Source organism: Dyadobacter sp., from assembly GCF_017744695.1.
Taxonomy (GTDB): Bacteria; Bacteroidota; Bacteroidia; order Cytophagales; family Spirosomataceae; genus Dyadobacter.
In genome coordinates this window covers 1-18,044 of the sequence record NZ_JAGIAS010000002.1, presented here as the reverse complement: position 1 = coordinate 18,044, position 18,044 = coordinate 1, and the positions used below count along the sequence as shown (strand labels likewise).

Here is an 18,044-nt window from a genome sequence, read left to right as displayed (position 1 = left end):
TAAAGCGATGCCCAAAAGTCCACCATCAATCCCATTAAACAATTTGGTGGCAAATTTAACTCAGACATTATTGTCGAAAATATTGCCTCTAAGTTCAATACCGATTTAATAGCCGCTTTCGACGTAGGTTTGCGTCCAGAAACAAAATTAAGCAAGTGGTTCGCTTAATCCCCTTTTTGTTGCAGAGAGTTTACCGGAGGCGATTGTCTGGAAGAGATTTTGAACTGTCACCCTTAGACTATCTTGGTTGCAATAATATTCTTCTATTATGCCGAATGTGTGGTAATTAGAAATATTGAAGCCATCTTCGATATCATTGTACCAAACAACGTTTGTACCGCAAACTGCAACGGCCCAGAAGCCGTTTCCTTCGTTTCCATAGGCTTCTTCGATCCATTTAACTGGATCAATTTTTATAAGCTTCCAAAAATTTGAAAGTTCTTCCTCCCATCCCGATGTGAGCAGCAGACACTCCAGCTCAGCCAGCGATATTGGTTTCCATTTTGACATATCCTTATGTAGGTTCAACCTTTAATGGCAAGATGTGAAAATTGCAAGTAACCTGCAATCAGGCTGGCCAAGTGATAACCCATCGATTGGTAGACCAATGGTTTTGACGATAGTATCTCAACGGCCACGAATGCTTTGACAGGAAAAAGTAGATCAAAACTTGATCCGGGTTTACCGGCATCACTCATTTGGTTACGCTGTCAGATATCGTCCAAAAGAGAGCCAAATACTAAGGAACAGTAGAAAGACTATTCCTAGCCGCATAAGATTAAGTTGCAGGGGAGTTAACCTATAAAAAAGCTTTCTCCTGCGCTCTCCAAGCTTTATTCGACAGAAACAGGCGGAAATTGATGATCCATAATACGGCCAAAAAGCCAATGCCCAACGTCAGACCTTTACTTGAATCTGGTATGCTGTATTGAATTAAGTAGGGCATTAGCAGTCCCCCCAAAATTCCTACTTATATAACCAGGAGTATTCCAACCGCCCTGATCTCCCGAAGATCGTCAAACGAATACCCCAGCAAGTCCTTTATTGTCAGAAATAAGTAGATGTATACTCGTTGAATTTGATGCATACAAGATATAAGATTAGAAAAAGCCTCCTATTCTGTCAGATTAGTAGGCCATTTGGATAATTGTTAGTTTCTATTCCAGATCCATTGCCAGGCCAGTCGCTTCCAGTCTTGAATGACTTTCCCAGTCGCTGCACGCCAGTATCGTCGTGAGTAATGCCGATAGAATTCACTGGCCGCCTCTTTACTCATCTTACATTGAAGAAAGTAAATGTCCACATGGCTTGGATCGGGTGGTATATCACAGCCACGCCCAGAGGTTTGATTCGCGGAATTCATGCCTTTCCGATCAATGTTGGAGTTCTAGCTTTTTGAATCATAGCTTCAATGTCTTCCCTGTCGTAATAGATTACCCCTCCCAATCTAACAAATGCGAGCTGACGACTAGCTCTGAGGGCTAGCAACTTGCCTGGTGAAATATTAAGCAGTTTTCTAACCTCAGACGATTTGAGCCATTTCTTTGCAGTATCCGGCGAAGATTCCCTCGTTCTGGTAATCGCTGCCAATAGCTCGTCCCGAACGCTTCTCAGGTCTGCAAGCGTGACTAATTGATCTAGCGACAGGCTGCTTTTGGCCTCGTCCCTTCCCCTCATCCTTTCCATTGTTTTTTGTTTTAGCATTGCCAACAAAGCAAAGCTAAGATTCGCTATGTGTGATTCCTAAACCCATTCGATTTTCAAATAGGTAAAGCTGTTCTGGATTGTTGACTTTGCTTAAATCCGAGCATCTTACCTGCATTACCGCTACATCGCAATTAACACAAATGGATACGGGTGCGTAATGTTTAGCGGCGACTGTATTTTTTGTCACTGAAATTAAACCCAGTCGGTATTCAACGATAAAGCTTCACACCATGGACATCTTCCAGATTGCGATAGGGTTGATAATATTGACAACACCCGTTTGCTTTGCTGAGCGACCGGTAGATTGCTCATATGAAGTGTTATCAGAAAAGGAGTATGGGGAGTATCACTCAGCGATCGGCTATGCGGAAGACCTAATTGCAGCGGAAAAATGGGAGGATGCAGTACTGGTGTACAAGCAGCTATTTGAGCGATACGACTTTGTTTTTCTTCGCGATTGCAAAATAGCTGCTCAAGTCGCTGCGTATGCCTATAAAAATGATGACGCGATCGCTTTTGTCAAAGAGGGAATCAAAAATGGCTGGGCATTGAAGTCTGTTCGAAAACACAAGATCCTGAAAAGCCAAATTCATCCCTCAAAATGGCTTGAAATAACCGCGGTTTCCGACTCGCTTAGCGACATCTTCAAGTCACGTTTGGATCCAGTAACAAGATATGTTATCAAGAAAATGTACCACAGAGATCAGCGAATGGCTTTGGGTGCATTGCTCACTTTCAGCTCTAACGGGCAAGATCGGTATGCAAAAAAGAAATTTGCCCCACATAGCGAGAAGCAACTTGGAAAGCTGGGCATCATCATCGACTCACTGGGTTATCCAGGGGAGAAATTGATTGGTAACGAATCATGGGCCTCAATTATCCTGCTCCACCATAACTCTATAAGCCAGAATTATGTTTTACAGGATTCGCTATACCCCAGGTTGAGGCCCACATTGCTATTAGCCTTGCAACAGGGGCAAATACACCCTTACCGATTTGCATTGATTCAGGATTGGTACGTTGCCGTGAAAAGCGCCCATACTCAAACTGCCTACGGGTGTTTGCAAATCGAACTTACCCGAGATCAATTGACTCATGTAAATAAACTAAGAAAGGAAATCGGTCTTCACAGTATCGAAACCAGAAACAGATTAATAAAGCTTCAAAAGCGGACGGGAATCGATTTTAATTTGTCAGAAGGGCAACAGGCCCTGGCAGAAACGCGAATACTGAATTAACAGGTTTGTGATCAGAATTTCTCAGAATTCCAGTTTGCGTTTACGCCTGTTTTATGCGGTGCCGATGTACACCAAGATTTCTGAATTTCAAATCCGTAACAAGTCTTACGCAGTTGTAACTATTTATGTGCGAAACGTTTACAAGCCCAGTTTCCGTCTTTTTCCCTGTCTTTGAGATCTTTCTAAGCCCAACGCTTCCTTGAAATGCGCCACTTCCTCCTGCTGCGCATTACGCTTTGCCATGAGCGATAGCACCTCGTCCACCTTTTTCTGAAAGTACACAGTCATTTCCTCTGACCAGGAACGATCAATCTCGGCTTGGTAAGCAGAAAATATGTTTGGCGGATTGATCGCAACACAAATTACACCTTCGGTTGCCCCGTGTTCGTCAGCAGCCATGCGCCTTGCGTACAAACTAATGTTGTCGAATAAGGGTGTCTGGACGATACTTGTAATGGTCTTTGGGATCGATTCAAACCTGATGTCATGCGAAATTTGAGATACATGGCGGCCGGTCCCAAAATTTGCAACACTGTGTTCGTATCGGAGGTAGGTACCCAGAAGACTGAGCTTAGGATTAACTGCAAGGAGCATTATGTCCACCTGGTAGCCAGCCTCTTTGAAAGAATGGATTGTCTGGTTTAGTCTGCTGCGGGAGGAAAAGGTTGTTTCCAAAATAAAGTCAAACTTGTTGTCGAGGCAATGCTTGACCAATGAGTCATTCCAGCGTTGGGCCAACTGGACGGTGATATCCGGGTAAAAGCCAGGATAGTCCTTTTTTATTTCAGACGCCAGAGGATGGTAATCGCGAAAATTGTCGGCGTTGCAGATCACCGCGTTACGATTCAATTGCAATTCAGCTTCCTTCTGAAGCTCTGTCTTGCCCGCACCGGGCTGAGCACCCAGGATAACAACTGTTGGTTTCGACGATGTTGCTTTTTTGTAGGTAGTATCCCGAATGATGTCCAGAAGAATTTCCTGATAATCGGGCTCAGATAGCTGATACTTCGCGATCAGCTCCTGTAACAACGGAATCTCCGCTCGATTCATGCAGCGCTATTAATCGCATTCAATTTGGGACCATATTGGCCGATAATCGCTTCCATCCTGCCGATACTTTTGAAATTTTCAGGGTCTGAGTTGATGGTATGGACTTCCTCAAATAGCTCTTGGAGCTCCTGGATCTTGCGATGATCGGGAATAGCTCGCTTCATTTCCTTTCTGCGCTCCCTTGAAGAATAGGCGATCAATTCATTCAAAAGTGAATTCGTAGTTTCCGTCAAAATATACCAGTCCAACGGGTTGGCCGGCGCAGCGAAATCAAGCTCTTTCCCTACCAAAAGCTGTTCGATCCTTAGCCACTCCTGGTAGTCGATGAGTACCGAAACTGGTTTGCCATTCCCGTCATTAATCACTTGTCTGGACATACTTCCTCGTTTTTTGCCTTGATCCCAATGATTCAAATTTAGCGATATTTGAATTGACCGGCAAGATGTTTTGCTGGTGAACGGGTCATTTCAGACCTGTTACCTGCACAAACGGAAGGCCAACGTTTGACCTTCAATCCCATTCAAAACTCGACACGGTCATATGTTAAATCTAAACGACCGTGTCTTTTAACGTCTATCGGGTAGCCCTTGCCGCCACTACATATTTCAGTGAATGCGCTTCGTGCAGCTTAGGGACTTCCCATTTGGCCAGCATCCTCTCTAAGACTTTGACAGGCACCATTTCTTCTCTCGACCCGTTTTGAAACTTCCATTGCTTATACGGCTGCTCGATGTAAACGATCCTTACGCGGGCGCGGTAAGACGCGAATAATTCGATGAGCTGGCCCCTCATCTGCTTTGACACGTTGGTCGCATTCCAGACAAAATCAGTCTGTGCACGCAGATATACCCGCGCCTGTTCCTTCGCTTGCTGGGCCACCCAGCCATTAGCAGAGGTGTCCTCGGGTTTAATCTTATGGGCCTGACGGATTTGATCCAAACTGATTACGGGAAGACCCTGCAAATGCTGGCTGATATAGCTGTCTTTCCCCATCCCAGGCAAGCCGCTCATCAACGTTACTTCGCAGGTCGTGTCATCGAACGGAATGTAATCTACCGGAGCTGATTCAGCATGGAAATAGTGAAAGCGGGATAAGTCTGTGGCAAATGGATAAGGCTGACCATCACATCGCTGCTCTGTGCAATACTCCTCAAAAAGGCCTATCCTGTCAAGAAGTTCCTGCCGGTCGCTGCAAATACGACCAAGCACATCCGCTTTGGCCAGGATTGCCAGTAGCTTCGTATTTGCTTCCAGCGATGCCTGCAAAAGCGCTTTCTGCGGATCGGGCTTATGAAACACCCAAAGCGGCAAACCATGGTGCCTGACAAGCCCCACAATCTGTTCCCGGGTTTCAAACGGAACGTCAAATTGTTTGAATAAAATTTGCCGTGCAGTCATCGCCCCCTTCTTCGCATGACCCGGCGAAACAATGCTTCCGTCCGTTTCCTGATAGGTCGTGCTGCGCTTCTCTACATCATGCAGCAAAGCGGCAATCCACAATACTGCTTTTTCCTGTTCAGGCAAGTCTTTAAATTCTTCCAGGCTCACCAATGCTTCGAGTACCATTTGCGTATGTATTGCCACATCTCCCTCCGCATGATGGACCGCATCCTGCGGCACACCGTGCATGTCAGCAATCCAGTCGTAGCGGCCGGCCAGCTCTTTCCAGTTTTTAAATAATATTTCTTGCATCTCCTTTTTTCTAATAATGATTAATAAGCCTGGCGGGTCGCCAGTTGCGCGTCCAGTGCTCGGTGGTTTGTACATGGTCCTTGCGAACGTATTTCAATACATGTGTCGATAGCTGCCCGACTGGAAAGGCGCGAAAGTCTCGTATGACTACACCTTCCCGGCTGCAAGGCAATCCGCTATTCGCATCGGTCGACCCAAACACGCTTTCAGGGCTGGCAAACCTCAGTACCATCTTTTTGAATGTTTGCTCATCCGCAGGTACAGGCAAAACGCCCAGAACCGGCACGACCGGTAAGCCCAGTGCATCTGCATAAAAGCATACCTCCTCCCAACACAGCCATTGATCCAGGTACCGGGCTGCGAACACAAAGAAATAGTCTTCGAGTCGCGTATATTCAATGGAGTGCAGGGCATACACATTCTCTCCGAATATTTCCAGCTCACCCAGATCGCTTTTGACAAGCGCCCACCTTTCCCGCAGCCGCGCAGTCCAGGGAGAAGCCGTAGGCGCAGCATGTGAGCGGGCAAAAACGCCATGACGGCTCAGGCAGTTGTTTTCCCCGTCGAGCTTTTCGGTAAAAACAATTTGGTTCATCCTGTTCAAATATTGCCAGTAATCCGTTTGAACTTTGTCGTCGCTGGTTCTGCCCGGCGACCAGGGTAAATGATATGTCCTTTCGTATTTTCTTGATTCCATAGCATAACGCGTTTGGCCCAAAGCAATTTGCGTTGGGAAAGCCGACAACAGTCAGATAGGCATAGCAATACTAGCCTACAAGTTGTCTGCGTTCTTGATTGAATTAAACAATTGTAAGTGAGCTGTCGGTTGACAGCTGGGTTGGCAATATGTTAGAAGGTCACAGGCACGTAACGCGGTGCATTTATGGAGTTTATCAAGAATTTCGGATGCAAAGGTAATTCTTATTTGAAATAAAAGAGTGATAGCTCAAAACACTCTAAGAATTTCGCATCAGTCGGCGCAATGTTAGTTGCTGATTTAAAGTTTAATAAGTCAAATCATCCCAGGCCATGTTCGTTCATACCAATAGGCTTTTTCTCGCGATTACCTATCAAACATTACTAGTGATAATCGTGTCGGCTGGCAATCCGGTTTTTGCACAGCGAGCAGTCAAGATTGACCTATTTTACCTCGAACCACAGCTCGATAAAACTGCACACCCAGACGAGCCTGACTCGATAACTATTTATGTCAAGGAGCCTTTTCAACCGGTACGGGAATATGCCGACGCTGATCTGGGGTATTCAACGACTTTCGAGATAATGGTAGGCGAATACTGCCCTGTCGAAGTGTGTAAAAACAATCAGTGCTTCTATATTTTCATTGATTCGGATTATATACAGATATCGATCGATTCACAAAACTTTCGACAAAGCAAAGCTGTGAATTCGCCATTGAGTCTTCGATATACCTCGATATTGTCTGAAATACTGGATCTCAGTGACAAACGCTCGGATTCGTTTGTGTCGCTAATGGACAATCGTAGCGATTCCGGCGGGATTTCATCCATGTTTGAACATTACAATAACCTTATCAGTCAATTCATCAGAAAGCAGGTTGTGCAAAACAGTGACAACGCCGTGGGATGGACCTTGCTTATACGCAATCCTGAGGAATTTACAGACCTCGAAATTGTCCAAATGAGCGACCGTTTCAATGCCGTTCTGGCATTTCCATCGACCGCATTAATTCAAGACCGGTTAAAGAAATATCGCAATCAGCCCAACCCGGAAAAGACCATCTACGAACTCTTTCAATCATTCTGACAGGTCAACCAAAGGCATTTGCATTTCTCCGGCATAGTTGCTCGCAACCAAGGTTCCTATTCCGACACTTTTATCTCTTTAAATTTTTTCTTACAACCCCTCCGTAATTGTGAGAGGGGCTTGCAAGAAAAAATTTGGTTAACTCTATGGACAATGATCAATAAGTTTCGAGATAGAAATCTGACCACCCATCTCATCGATGCATAACTACTCCCGAGTGAAAAGGCAGCTTTTGAGGCAAAAACGTCTTGATCGAGCAAAAAGTGGTCCAGAAAGCGTCAAAAAAAGCATTTTTGTTCCAAAACGATCTCGAAGACGCATTTGTGACTAAATTTTCTTTTTCCCGCCCAATTTGGCTCAATAGCGACGATTCGGGCCCGAACATCTGCTTCCATATCTGGAATTTCACTCAGTGCAGACCTTCAAAAATTTGATGTTACCACCTGTCTTTCCGTGGTAGGCCAGATGTACAAATGTATCACGCGGCCCCGCCGCGCGCTTCATTTGGATCTGGCTCTGCGAGGCCGCCTCACTCGGAACTCGTTCGGCTTGTTTACATAATATTAGAATGTCGCTGCTGCTTCATCAAAAGTGAGCTACACAATCAGGTTTGTCACCATTGAGATCGCACGGATTTCCACAAGGGGGATATCCAAGCATGACTGAAAGCGCAGGTTACACCTGGCATCAACCCGTTCCAATATGAATCATCGGGTATAAGCGTATGGCATTTTAAGGTGGATCGGAAGGCCGTATTAAACATGGTATTTATAATCCTAATGGATTGTATCTGAGATTCTGCGCCTTTCACTTTTTTGAACTGTGATTTGCTGCCCTTCCACTTTTTCAATTCAGCTCGGATGTATTTGACATCATGGAGCGTCACACCTGGATTGAGAGTTTCTCCTAAGCTCGATAATCAGACTATTCGCCCTTGAGCCGATAGCAGCTCAGTTTTAAAGGCAAAATGGATTGCTATTCGGTTTTCAAACTTTTAACCGGATCCAGTTTCGCAGCGGAAATTACTTGTAGCTCTACTGTGAGCATACCTACTGACACCGTCAAGATAGCGGCGATAGCAAAGGTGACCCATCCCATGTCAATCCTAAACGGATAATCCTGAAGCCAATGTTTCATGGCAAAATAAGCGACAGGAAAAGCGATGATCAATGCTGTGGCAATCAAGATCAAAAAATCGCCGGAGATCATAATCGCGATATTTGAAACCGAAGCACCCATTACTTTCCGAATACCAATTTCCTTATTTCGCTGTTTCACAACTAACGAAGCAAGACAATAAAGCCCAATCGCCGAAATAATAATGGCAATCGATGCAAAGTAGGTGAAAATCTGGGTTTGTCGCCGTTCGGAGTCGTATAAGCTATTCAGTTTGTCGTCTGCAAATGTGTAAGTGAAAGTCTCGTTTGGAAAAAATGTTTTCCAGGTATTTTCAATATGGCTTATTGTCTCGGGCAAGTTGCTGTCTTTTATACGGATGTACGTATAAGCAAATGAGCTTTTGGGTAAGAGGTCGTATATCAATAAAGGGCTTGTTTCTTTTAAGGTAGTCAATTGGAAATCTTTAAGTACGCCAATGATGGTTCCAGAAGGTGATCCCTCGTGCAAGACATGGTTAATCGGGTCGGCGATATTAAGCGCTTTTACCAGTGATTCCGAAACAATTATGGGCCGCGTGGAATATACATTTGGGTCCTTGCTCTTTTTTGCAAGCGAATCAAAATTGATCGCGTCCCGGGTGATGGTTTCTGAAAATAGCCGGCCTTCTTTCAGTTTTATTTTCCAAGTTTTTACAAAATCATAATCTGCACTAATGTATGCAAAATCTAAGCGTTTGGCTGTGTCGGATGGATTCGTATTGCTCGAATAAGCGCCGAAACCACCACCTACCTGAATATTTGAGAAGCTGACATTCTCTACATTTGGATAGTCAATAAGCGCTTTTTTGAAGGTGTATTGATGTTTTTCAATATCGGCCTTAGGAAGAAACAATAAATGGTCCTTAGCGAAACCCAGGGGGCTGTTTCTAAGGTATTTGAATTGATCCCATATTACCAATGTACAAATAATCAAAATAGTCGATAAGGCAAATTGTGTCACAATCAAAACCCTTCTTAATCTAAAATTTAGAAGGAAGCTCCGTGGTTCCTTTTTCAATATGCCCGCGGACTGAGCTCCGCTTACAAGAAGAGAAGGATAAACCCCTGAGAGAATGCCTGAAAGCAAACCTGCTGCGACTAGAAGTAAGATGTTTGGAATGCTGAAAAGATAGGACAATGGCAATTGGATATTTAACATAGAAATAAAAAACGGCCATACTAAGGAACTCAGCAGCATCGCTAATGCAAGGGCGACTGCAAAGAATAAGAAGGATTCGCCGATGAACTGGAACGCCAGCTGCTTTCTACTACTCCCCAAAGTTTTACGAATACCCACTTCTTTAATTCTTTGCAGAGATCGTGCGGTTGTTAGGTTGATATAGTTGATACACGCGATGATCAGAATTAGCGCGCACACCCCGGAGAGGATATATATGTATTTGATATTGACCGTATTGTCGAGTTCGGCGTTAATATCAGATGCTCTCAGGTGTATGTCGGTAAGTTTGATAAAGCCTATGTCTTGCTTTTGATTCGTCTTATATTTTTTCAGAAACCCACCTATCTTTTGCTGCAATTTATCAATGTCGCCTCCTGGCTTTAAAAGAATATACTGAGTTCCGAAAGCGCTGTAAGATGTAAAGTCTAATGTATTGGGCGCATTATCTTTATTGAGTTCAAAAATAATATCTGCTTTGAACACTGTATTAGGAGGAACATTGCGGATCAAGCCCGTCACTGTGTATACCGGGGACGATTTTTTTGAGAGTTTAATGCTTTTTCCGATAGGGCTTTCTCCCGGAAATAGCTCGTCTGCGGCTTTTTGATTTAGAACTACCGACTCCGGCTGAGAAAAACAGGTGGATGCATTCCCGTAAACAAAAGGAAAATTAAATACTTCTAAAAAATTGCTGGCTCCTATTACGGAATTTAGCGTGTGTGGCTTATCATTGACCCAAACGGTACGTTCGAAATCCGAGAAGGCAGTATGAGCTTCTATTTCCGGAAATTCGGCATGAAGCGTAGCCCCAAGCACGTCTGGAACCTCGGCGGTTTTAATAAACGGTTCTGTTCCCTTTTCCTCGCTGATGATCTGATAAATTCTGTCGGAGTTGGAATAATGCGTGTCAAACGACAGTTCAAAGGTGAGATATGAAATGATCAAAAATACACTCATCAGGCCGACACTCAATCCGGCAAGATTTACGAAGGTGTATTGCAGGTTCCCCCGAAAGCTTCGGATTGCTATGGAAAAATAATTTTTGATCATATAGTTTGTCGCGAAGTGCAAATTTAGCTAAGCTGATCCAAGATAGGCAGGTGCTTTTAAACGAGCAAATTGATTTTTGAGGATATCGTAAACGCTTGTGATTTCTTGGATAGGTTGAATCACAGTACTTAAGAAAGCCCCACCATTCACACATGGGTACTGAAGAACGTGTTAACTCTCTGAGCTTGCAAAATGAACGCCGCTCGATCAGGTCTACGTAACAGTACAGCTGACATTCAATCACTTTCGTCAACATTTTGCAATCCCATCCGAGACCATAACAAAAACTGCTAGTTGGCCTCTCTACGTGAAATCTGGGTTAATCAATATTCTAACTCATCCGCAAGCTATGAGCCAGGAGGCGAATAGCAGGGGTCCAGGGGTTTTCCCATGGCCAGCTCCCGCCGGGGAGTCGCTTTTTGCGACGTACCGGCGATAGCTGGCTAAGGAGAAAACCACCGTGCAGGATCTTTCCTGACCGTTTCTGGCTCAATTTTTCCTTTAATTGATTTTTCTGGATTCCTTTTTGACTCTTTGGAGCGCTTTCTGACTCCAAATACCCATAATTGACCCTTTGGGCGCACATTAAGACCTTTCTGTAACGTTTTTGGATCAATTTTTCCTCTGCAAGGGCCTTTGACCAATTTTCGTCGCGAGTCGAATTCATAGGACTTTCCGAATACATATTTGCCGCGTTTCGACGGCGAGAGAATGAGATACTCGACGCCACCCGACGTTTCCGTCCCACCTTCTCGAATCAAAACGTCTTGCTTCTTTTTACAGTTACACTGACTATCTCTTGTACGACAAATACTGAATTGTTATGTCCCAGGTGACCATATTCCTTTTCCTGATCGGAGTAAGTCCCAATGACTTCAATAAGAAGGTAGCTGTTCATATAGTTATTATGTACCCGATTGGATTTACGGTCAAACCCTAGCTTGGCATACTTCATCTCTTGCAGGTTCAATTCTACATCCAACTTATCGGGACATCCGTTTACACTTGTAGTTTTAAATGACCAATATTCTTCAACACCAGAATACCTCCCTTTGACACACACCAAATCACCTTTATGCTTCGGCAATTCGCAGAAATCTATGCTCTTAAACGATTTTGAGTCTGTTCTAGGGAGAAGAACCCGCATAGGAGAACAGCCAAGAGTAAGTAAGCAAGCAAAGTACATTGCCTTTTTCATCAGAAGTCAAACACAAAAAATGGTGAGAACTTACAAAATACTTGGACGCCTTTTTGTTGCGTCAAGTGCAAAACTTCATCCTACCACAATTTTTTGCCCCACAGAAGCGCAAATCTATGGAATACAGGCTTACAAGCGGTCGCCCCTAACGTGGGACAATTACCTTTGACACTAGGCATTTTACTCAAAGTCCAGCTCATTTTCATCAAACACATCCAAAATGGGGTAATTGAAGTCAGGCGAGGTGAATTCCCATCGTTTTTCACCGGATTTTTTATCGAGCACTAAGAGCGTTTTCTCGCCAATCAAAATGTACACGAAATTGCTTCTTACCATCACTTTTCTGGGATACTCTCAAATTCCGTCTCCTGTCCTTACTTTCCACGAAAGGACGCTGGTCTCTCTATCAAGTGCATACACCTGACCAACGAATCGGCTCGGGAACGACATTGTTCCTTCTTTTACATGAAAAAACCAGGGACGACAGGGAAGGGAAAGAATCACCTGTTGCCATTTGGGTAAGACGCTCATAGAAATTAGCCTTGGTTAAGTAGCATATTGAAATTTAGTTCGCATAGACCTGGTAGTCAGCCATCCCGCTGCATCACACTATCCTAATGAGGTAATTGCGATAAGCCTCGCTTTCCTCATCGGCGGCGGACTCCTACCCTCAGAGATCTAGCTATGATCGCTGAGGATGCACTAAAGTACCAGTGCCTGGAACTACTGCGACTCAATAAGCTATTTATGGAATACTGTAGTTTTGGACCATGTAGATCCATCGATGCCACTCGTTTCTTGAATTTTGGCGATTAACTTACCGTCGACAATGCTTGCCGTTCCCGCATACGTAAAAATTGTGCTAGGGCTGGCTCTTGAATAATTTAGTATCATGTCGTCGGATTCGTCTATTCTTACGTTATACACCTGTCTTTCAACCGCAAAAGAAGGAATAAAGTCTTCCATTCTAGACACGACGCTATCTGTGGTGGCGATTTTTACCATATTCGGACCACTTCGTTCGATTTTCCAAAATGTCTGAAAAGTAACAAAACTAGAGTCTGCAAGCTCTGTTCTCCAACTTCCGATAAATGGTGTCGCCCGGTCCGGCTTAGGGTCTTTTGAGCATGCAGCTAACAATAATACGCATGCAATAAGGGAGACAATTTGTTGTTTCATGAATTGGTGTTTGATGGTACTGCATGAATGTTATTTGGCTTTTTAGAAAAGCGTATGGAAGGCCCGAAAATTGTTATAGAATTAGCTAAATATTGAGCCTGCACCAGATCCCGTATTAATCCCAGGTTAAACAGCACATAAGTACTTGTTCTACACATATACTAACCCACCGCGTATGGACACCATTAACAACTTTCTAAGTCCAATTGAAATCTTGGGCCTTTCGAGCTATATTCCAAAGTTAACTACCTGAATCTTCACCTTAAAAATCCAACTCTATTTTGTCAAAGATCCAGAAATTAACGACCCCGTAATATTGTGGTGTGGTAAAATTGAAATCCCATTTCTTTTTACCCGTCTTAGCATCCAGACAGAAAAGTCTTTTCCCGGAAATACTTGTGAAGATTCGGCCGTTTTTGATAGTCAGACGAGACGGATACTCCCATATCCCGTCTCCAACCCACGCCCGCCATTTAAGTTGACCAGTCTCGGAATCCAGGGCATATATCCTTCCTTCCCGCGCCGGGAAAATGACCATGCCTTCCCAAAATCGCCCTTCGCCTATAAAGTCCTGTCGATCGGTTTTGAATTCCCATTTTTTGACGCCTGTCTTTTTGTCTACACCATAGATCATTCCCCAATCGGTTCCGTAATACACACCATTATCCCCCGCCACAAACGAACCGTTCGAGGCTGGCCCACCATTCTCGTCGTGGAACTCCCATTTGACTTCCTTAGATATTTCATCTATTGCAATCAAAGTTTCGGCATTTTTTATGCTAAAAAAATATCCGCCGGAAATCATATGCGGTGAATCCGAGCTATACTTCTGTATTTCCTTACCCGTTTGTACATCTAAAAAATAGCATTCATGGCTAAATGGAGCATCCACCTGTATTTTGCCATTGATCAGGGACGGATAAACCATATCTTCAATCAGGACCACCCATTTGATCTTTTCCGCCGTCAAATCATAGGCGTAAATGGCTTTCGAATGGTTATACTCAACCGCATCGGTGCGTTTTGAATGGAATAATGCAATATCTCCTGCAATGCCAATAAGTTCGCTTTGCTCTGAGGGTGTACAGCAAACGTGGACGAAATTGGGCCTTAACAGTGTATTTTTAGCCCAAATCGCTTTCCCGTTGAACCCATCCAGAATAAACAGGTTTTTCATTGTATCTGGCATTGCGTAGAGCGCCGTAGTATCATTTGGGTTGTTAAGCCTGTAACGATCGCCGGCTTCCATGTAAAGCTTTCTGTTCCCCACTCCGAACTTCCCGACCTTGTTGATTTCCCATTTAATAGTTCCCGTTCGCCCATCCAAGGACAAAGTCTTGTTGTTTAAAGCTACGATGACCATACTCTCCATTTCGTCTTCATTAGGAGATACATCACTCTTTTTCTTATCACAGCCGTATAGAATGACTACCGACATCATGATTAAAAACGTTGAAATTTTATAAATTCTGGACATACTGGCTTACTTGTTGGTTTTTAGATGATTTAGTTTGTTCATTAAAGAAACACCGAATTGATATGGTCGATATTGCCAGTCTAGCCCACTAATACGCTGTCTGTTGAGACCGTATTCAATAAACGGCCCGATTGAAATAACACTCCGGTCGCCGATCCTAATTTGTCTACTCAGTGATGCATTTACGGATAGAAAATGTTGTGAGTCCTTATGAAGCGTTGTCTGGTACTGAATGCCGGTAATTGCTTCATAATCTCTGAAAAAACCTGTTTTAAAGTGGGTAACCTTATTTATCCCTACCCCCGCAGTATGAATTGCTTCATCATACATTTGTGCCATACCTTTGCGTCGAACCTGGTAGCCATTCTTGCCATCAGGCCGGATATCAAATTCCTCGGTACCTAATTCATAATAAATCCAGTTCCGGCGATAAGTGTATCCTGCAAGTATCTGAATATCATTTTTCTCAATTCCGGCAGCGATTCTCACCGCCTTGGATTTAGCCGACCAAATAGGAGCAAAGCGAAAATTTTGATATAATCCCTGGCTTGGGCGGGCATCAAGCGTCAGAAAAGTTTGAGACGAATTCGCCAGAAAAATCCATTTGATATCGCCTTGCGTATAAGTGTTTCCCCGAAATCCCGTATCTGCAACCACAAACACAGAAGGGAGTTTTAGCAAAACTGGATAAGGTTTGATACCGACTGGATGTAACGATGCGATTCCTAGTATAGCAGGCTCTCTTATAATTTCATCGGATTGAGCAGGGCCTTCCGGCATATCTGGTACCAGGAGCTGTTCAATCGCCTCTGCTTCGATAAGGTCAGATCCAAGCTCCCGTGAATTACCCTGGTGGACATCAGGCCGAGGATGTTTCGGATATACAAAATGCTGTTGATTTGCTTCGGACCGCAGCGTTGCATGTAAACTACTATCAGGTAATACGTTGCGTTCCGCGCTTTCAATTATCCCCGTTTGCTTCATCGGAGAAACACTTGCTTGCTTGTCGAGCTGTTGCGCAGAAGGTCTGAGCACTGCCCGATACTTTCTGGTAATTGATCCTCCAACAACCCAGGCAATCAGCAAAACTGCTCCCAGCAAATACCAAACAGCCGTATTTTTATCAGGATGCAGACGATCATAAATACTTTTGTAGAGCCCAGGTTTGACTTCCGCTTCTTCTTTGTCAAACCGCGACTGAAGTCCCCTTCGAAGGATGTCATCAAGATTTTCTTCCGAGTCTGTCATGTTCGATAATTCCTTGTTCTTCCAATTTTCTTAATAAGAGGTTGCGACCACGTACCGTTTGGGATTTGGAGGTGCCTGGACTAATCGAAAGCATTTCGCCAATTTCCTCGTGTGTATAACCATCGATATGATGTAAGTTAATCACGGTGCGATAGCCATTAGGCAGACTTCTTATTATCTCCAACAATTTTTGCATATCAATATCCGATAGGATCCTTTTGTAGTCCTCCGATTCCAACGAAATCTCCGTACTTTCCATCGGTGCCAGCATAAGTTGCTGCTTAGTAGTACGATTATAGTAGTCAATGGCCGTCCGGATGACGATCATTTTTATCCAACCATCGACCGCTGATATATTTCTTAATTCTCCTATATTCTTAAAAACTTTCACAAACGCGTCCTGAAAAATCTCATCACCCTCCATTGACGTCCTGGCGTACCGTTGGCAAATGCTCATCATTCGCTTTTTGTACATTTCATAAAGCATACTTTGTGCACTGGCTTCCGACTTCTGACAGCCTATGACCAACTCCTCGATTGATTGATATCTTTTCTTTTTTCTAAAAAGCATTCAGTTTGCTTCGTTTCGCCGTAATGTGAAGGGGTAAGTCCATTACGACAGATTGATAGAAGAATTTGGTGATGTTCAAGCCGGTATCTACTGCCTAAAAAGCGCCGTAAAATAGGTTTCGACCAGATTGCCGTCCTTGTCAAAATACAGATTTACTTCTTGCCTGCTTAACATGACCTGGGCCGGTGTAAGGTCCACCCGATACCCACCGAATGGCCCGTCTTCAAAGCGCAAACCGTAGCGATAAACCATCGGCGCGTAGGCGGTATTATTTTTGATATAGTCTCGAATCTTTTTAGGGAATTCGTCAAGTGCGTTATAGTATTCAATGTTGCCCATCATGGAAAAAAATACTTTCCCTGTATCGTCGATGAGCATGTCATTATAGGAGAGAGAAGTCGTTAGTCCACCCACTGCGAATACGGATGGAGTACCGTTTCGCACATAGACTTTCGCGCCACCAGGCTGAAAGTACCGAGGTATGAGCAAACTTTGTATTTTATCGGGGAGTTCTTCGTAGGAGGAATAGTAGGTCAGTTCCGTTTCCGGGAACATGTAAATAGCCTTATCAAGGCTCGACCAATCATCAACTGAATTGACCCAACGAATGGTGAAGTTCTGATTGTTCCAACGGTATTCCGCACAAAACTGCTGAGGATATCCAGGCGAGGAATCATCTTCCCTAAAATTTGTATACGTGCCGCCTTGAATCAATTGGCTGTCCGCAATCCGACGAAGTGTCTCCGGAACCTGCTCATCTAACAGTTTAGCATGCGCCAAGCGCTGAGTCTTATTTAACACGGAAACGAATTGTGAGTGATCTTGCTTGAAATTCACTTTCCAGACTTTATCACGGATAAATGTCCTGGCCACCAATTCGGTCGCACCAGGAAAAAGGTTGTAAACATTTGAAGCCACCTCTTGCGGGATTTCCTCAGATTGAGGACCAGGTTGGGGCTCTTTTACGGAGTTACATCCGCTTAAAAGCACTGCAATTAACAAATAGCAAGTAGAGACATGTCTGTTAATCATTTCATACAAAGCCTAAATTCAAAAGATAGGTGACGATTTACTAACAAGACGGCTTGCTGAGGTTGTGCGGTAGCATGTATATGTGTTTTTTTTGAAATTGGTTATTCTCAAAGTTCCGTAGCAATAACCAGGGCACAGCCGGTTATTGCTACAAATAGCCAACTCGGTCGAGCGGGACACTGACGAGGGAAGCACTAAATTACAATCGCTTGCATCAGGCTATTACATGCTTTTATATTGGAACCCGGAAACGGGTACGGTGGTTTTACGAATGAAGGGGTGGTCAGTTTTGCCTCGGTACCCACAGAGCAATTTCATCCGAATCAAGCGGTCAATTTGGTCCGCAATATCCACCTGACCAGCAGCTGTTTAAGTGTATCCCCATTGGCGAGAATCTCAGGCTGGTAAACCAAGCCGGATTGCCTGGCGTCTTCAATAGCCTGATTTTCTTGATCCAGCGCCTGCCAACGGTGTTGAATC

Annotated in this window: 15 protein-coding genes; 2 read left to right on the top strand and 13 right to left on the bottom strand. The window is 44.0% G+C overall.

What is annotated here, in order from left to right; genetic code table 11:
• Positions 1 to 147: 147 nt before the first annotated feature.
• Together J7619_RS07720 and J7619_RS07715 are read right to left on the bottom strand one after the other, a co-directional pair.
• Positions 148 to 510 (bottom strand): hypothetical protein, encoded by a 363-nt coding sequence (locus tag J7619_RS07720; protein WP_291196598.1) that lies wholly within the window; start codon positions 508 to 510, stop codon positions 148 to 150.
• Between the two features lie 849 nt (positions 511 to 1,359).
• Entirely contained in the window at positions 1,360 to 1,686 is a 327-nt protein-coding gene (locus tag J7619_RS07715; protein ID WP_291196595.1) for a helix-turn-helix domain-containing protein, read from the bottom strand.
• Between the two features lie 251 nt (positions 1,687 to 1,937).
• Between J7619_RS07715 and J7619_RS07710 the strand changes: the two genes are divergently transcribed.
• The gene (locus tag J7619_RS07710) at positions 1,938 to 2,945 is read left to right on the top strand and encodes a hypothetical protein (protein WP_291196593.1); all 1,008 of its coding nucleotides are present in this window, start codon (positions 1,938 to 1,940) and stop codon (positions 2,943 to 2,945) included.
• 138 nt (positions 2,946 to 3,083) lie between these two features.
• On the opposite strand, the gene J7619_RS07705 is transcribed toward J7619_RS07710, so the two are convergent.
• The 4 genes from J7619_RS07705 to J7619_RS07690 form a co-directional block, all read right to left on the bottom strand.
• The gene (locus tag J7619_RS07705) at positions 3,084 to 3,995 is read right to left on the bottom strand and encodes a zeta toxin family protein (RefSeq protein ID WP_291196589.1); all 912 of its coding nucleotides are present in this window, start codon (positions 3,993 to 3,995) and stop codon (positions 3,084 to 3,086) included.
• The gene (locus J7619_RS07700; RefSeq protein ID WP_291196586.1) at positions 3,992 to 4,372 is read right to left on the bottom strand and encodes a hypothetical protein; all 381 of its coding nucleotides are present in this window, start codon (positions 4,370 to 4,372) and stop codon (positions 3,992 to 3,994) included. Before J7619_RS07700 ends, J7619_RS07705 begins: the two co-directional genes overlap by 4 nt.
• 196 nt (positions 4,373 to 4,568) lie before the next feature.
• A complete protein-coding gene (locus J7619_RS07695; protein ID WP_291196583.1) occupies positions 4,569 to 5,687 on the bottom strand; it encodes an AAA family ATPase in 1,119 nt (372 codons plus the stop codon).
• 10 nt (positions 5,688 to 5,697) lie between these two features.
• Positions 5,698 to 6,384, bottom strand: a complete 687-nt coding sequence (locus J7619_RS07690; protein ID WP_291196580.1) for an RNA ligase family protein — start codon at positions 6,382 to 6,384, stop codon at positions 5,698 to 5,700.
• A 332-nt stretch (positions 6,385 to 6,716) separates the two neighbouring features.
• On the opposite strand from J7619_RS07690, the gene J7619_RS07685 reads away from it, so the two are divergent.
• Positions 6,717 to 7,472, top strand: a complete 756-nt coding sequence (locus tag J7619_RS07685; RefSeq protein ID WP_291196577.1) for a hypothetical protein — start codon at positions 6,717 to 6,719, stop codon at positions 7,470 to 7,472.
• A gap of 975 nt (positions 7,473 to 8,447) precedes the next feature.
• On the opposite strand, the gene J7619_RS07680 is transcribed toward J7619_RS07685, so the two are convergent.
• The 7 genes from J7619_RS07680 to J7619_RS07650 form a co-directional block, all read right to left on the bottom strand.
• A complete protein-coding gene (locus J7619_RS07680) occupies positions 8,448 to 10,859 on the bottom strand; it encodes an ABC transporter permease (protein ID WP_291196574.1) in 2,412 nt (803 codons plus the stop codon).
• Between the two features lie 757 nt (positions 10,860 to 11,616).
• Positions 11,617 to 12,057, bottom strand: coding sequence for a hypothetical protein (locus tag J7619_RS07675; RefSeq protein WP_291196571.1), 441 nt, complete (start codon positions 12,055 to 12,057; stop codon positions 11,617 to 11,619).
• Positions 12,058 to 12,798: 741 nt separating this feature from the next.
• Positions 12,799 to 13,236, bottom strand: coding sequence for a hypothetical protein (locus J7619_RS07670; RefSeq protein ID WP_291196568.1), 438 nt, complete (start codon positions 13,234 to 13,236; stop codon positions 12,799 to 12,801).
• Positions 13,237 to 13,498: 262 nt separating this feature from the next.
• Positions 13,499 to 14,713: a PQQ-binding-like beta-propeller repeat protein gene (locus J7619_RS07665; protein ID WP_291196565.1), complete on the bottom strand. Its 1,215-nt coding sequence runs from the start codon at positions 14,711 to 14,713 to the stop codon at positions 13,499 to 13,501.
• A 6-nt stretch (positions 14,714 to 14,719) separates the two neighbouring features.
• Positions 14,720 to 15,961, bottom strand: coding sequence for a hypothetical protein (locus tag J7619_RS07660; protein WP_291196561.1), 1,242 nt, complete (start codon positions 15,959 to 15,961; stop codon positions 14,720 to 14,722).
• Complete coding sequence (locus J7619_RS07655; RefSeq protein ID WP_291196558.1) at positions 15,936 to 16,532, bottom strand: RNA polymerase sigma factor; 597 nt, start codon at positions 16,530 to 16,532, stop codon at positions 15,936 to 15,938. Before J7619_RS07655 ends, J7619_RS07660 begins: the two co-directional genes overlap by 26 nt.
• A gap of 87 nt (positions 16,533 to 16,619) precedes the next feature.
• Entirely contained in the window at positions 16,620 to 17,564 is a 945-nt protein-coding gene (locus J7619_RS07650) for a hypothetical protein (RefSeq protein WP_291196555.1), read from the bottom strand.
• Positions 17,565 to 18,044 lie beyond the last annotated feature (480 nt).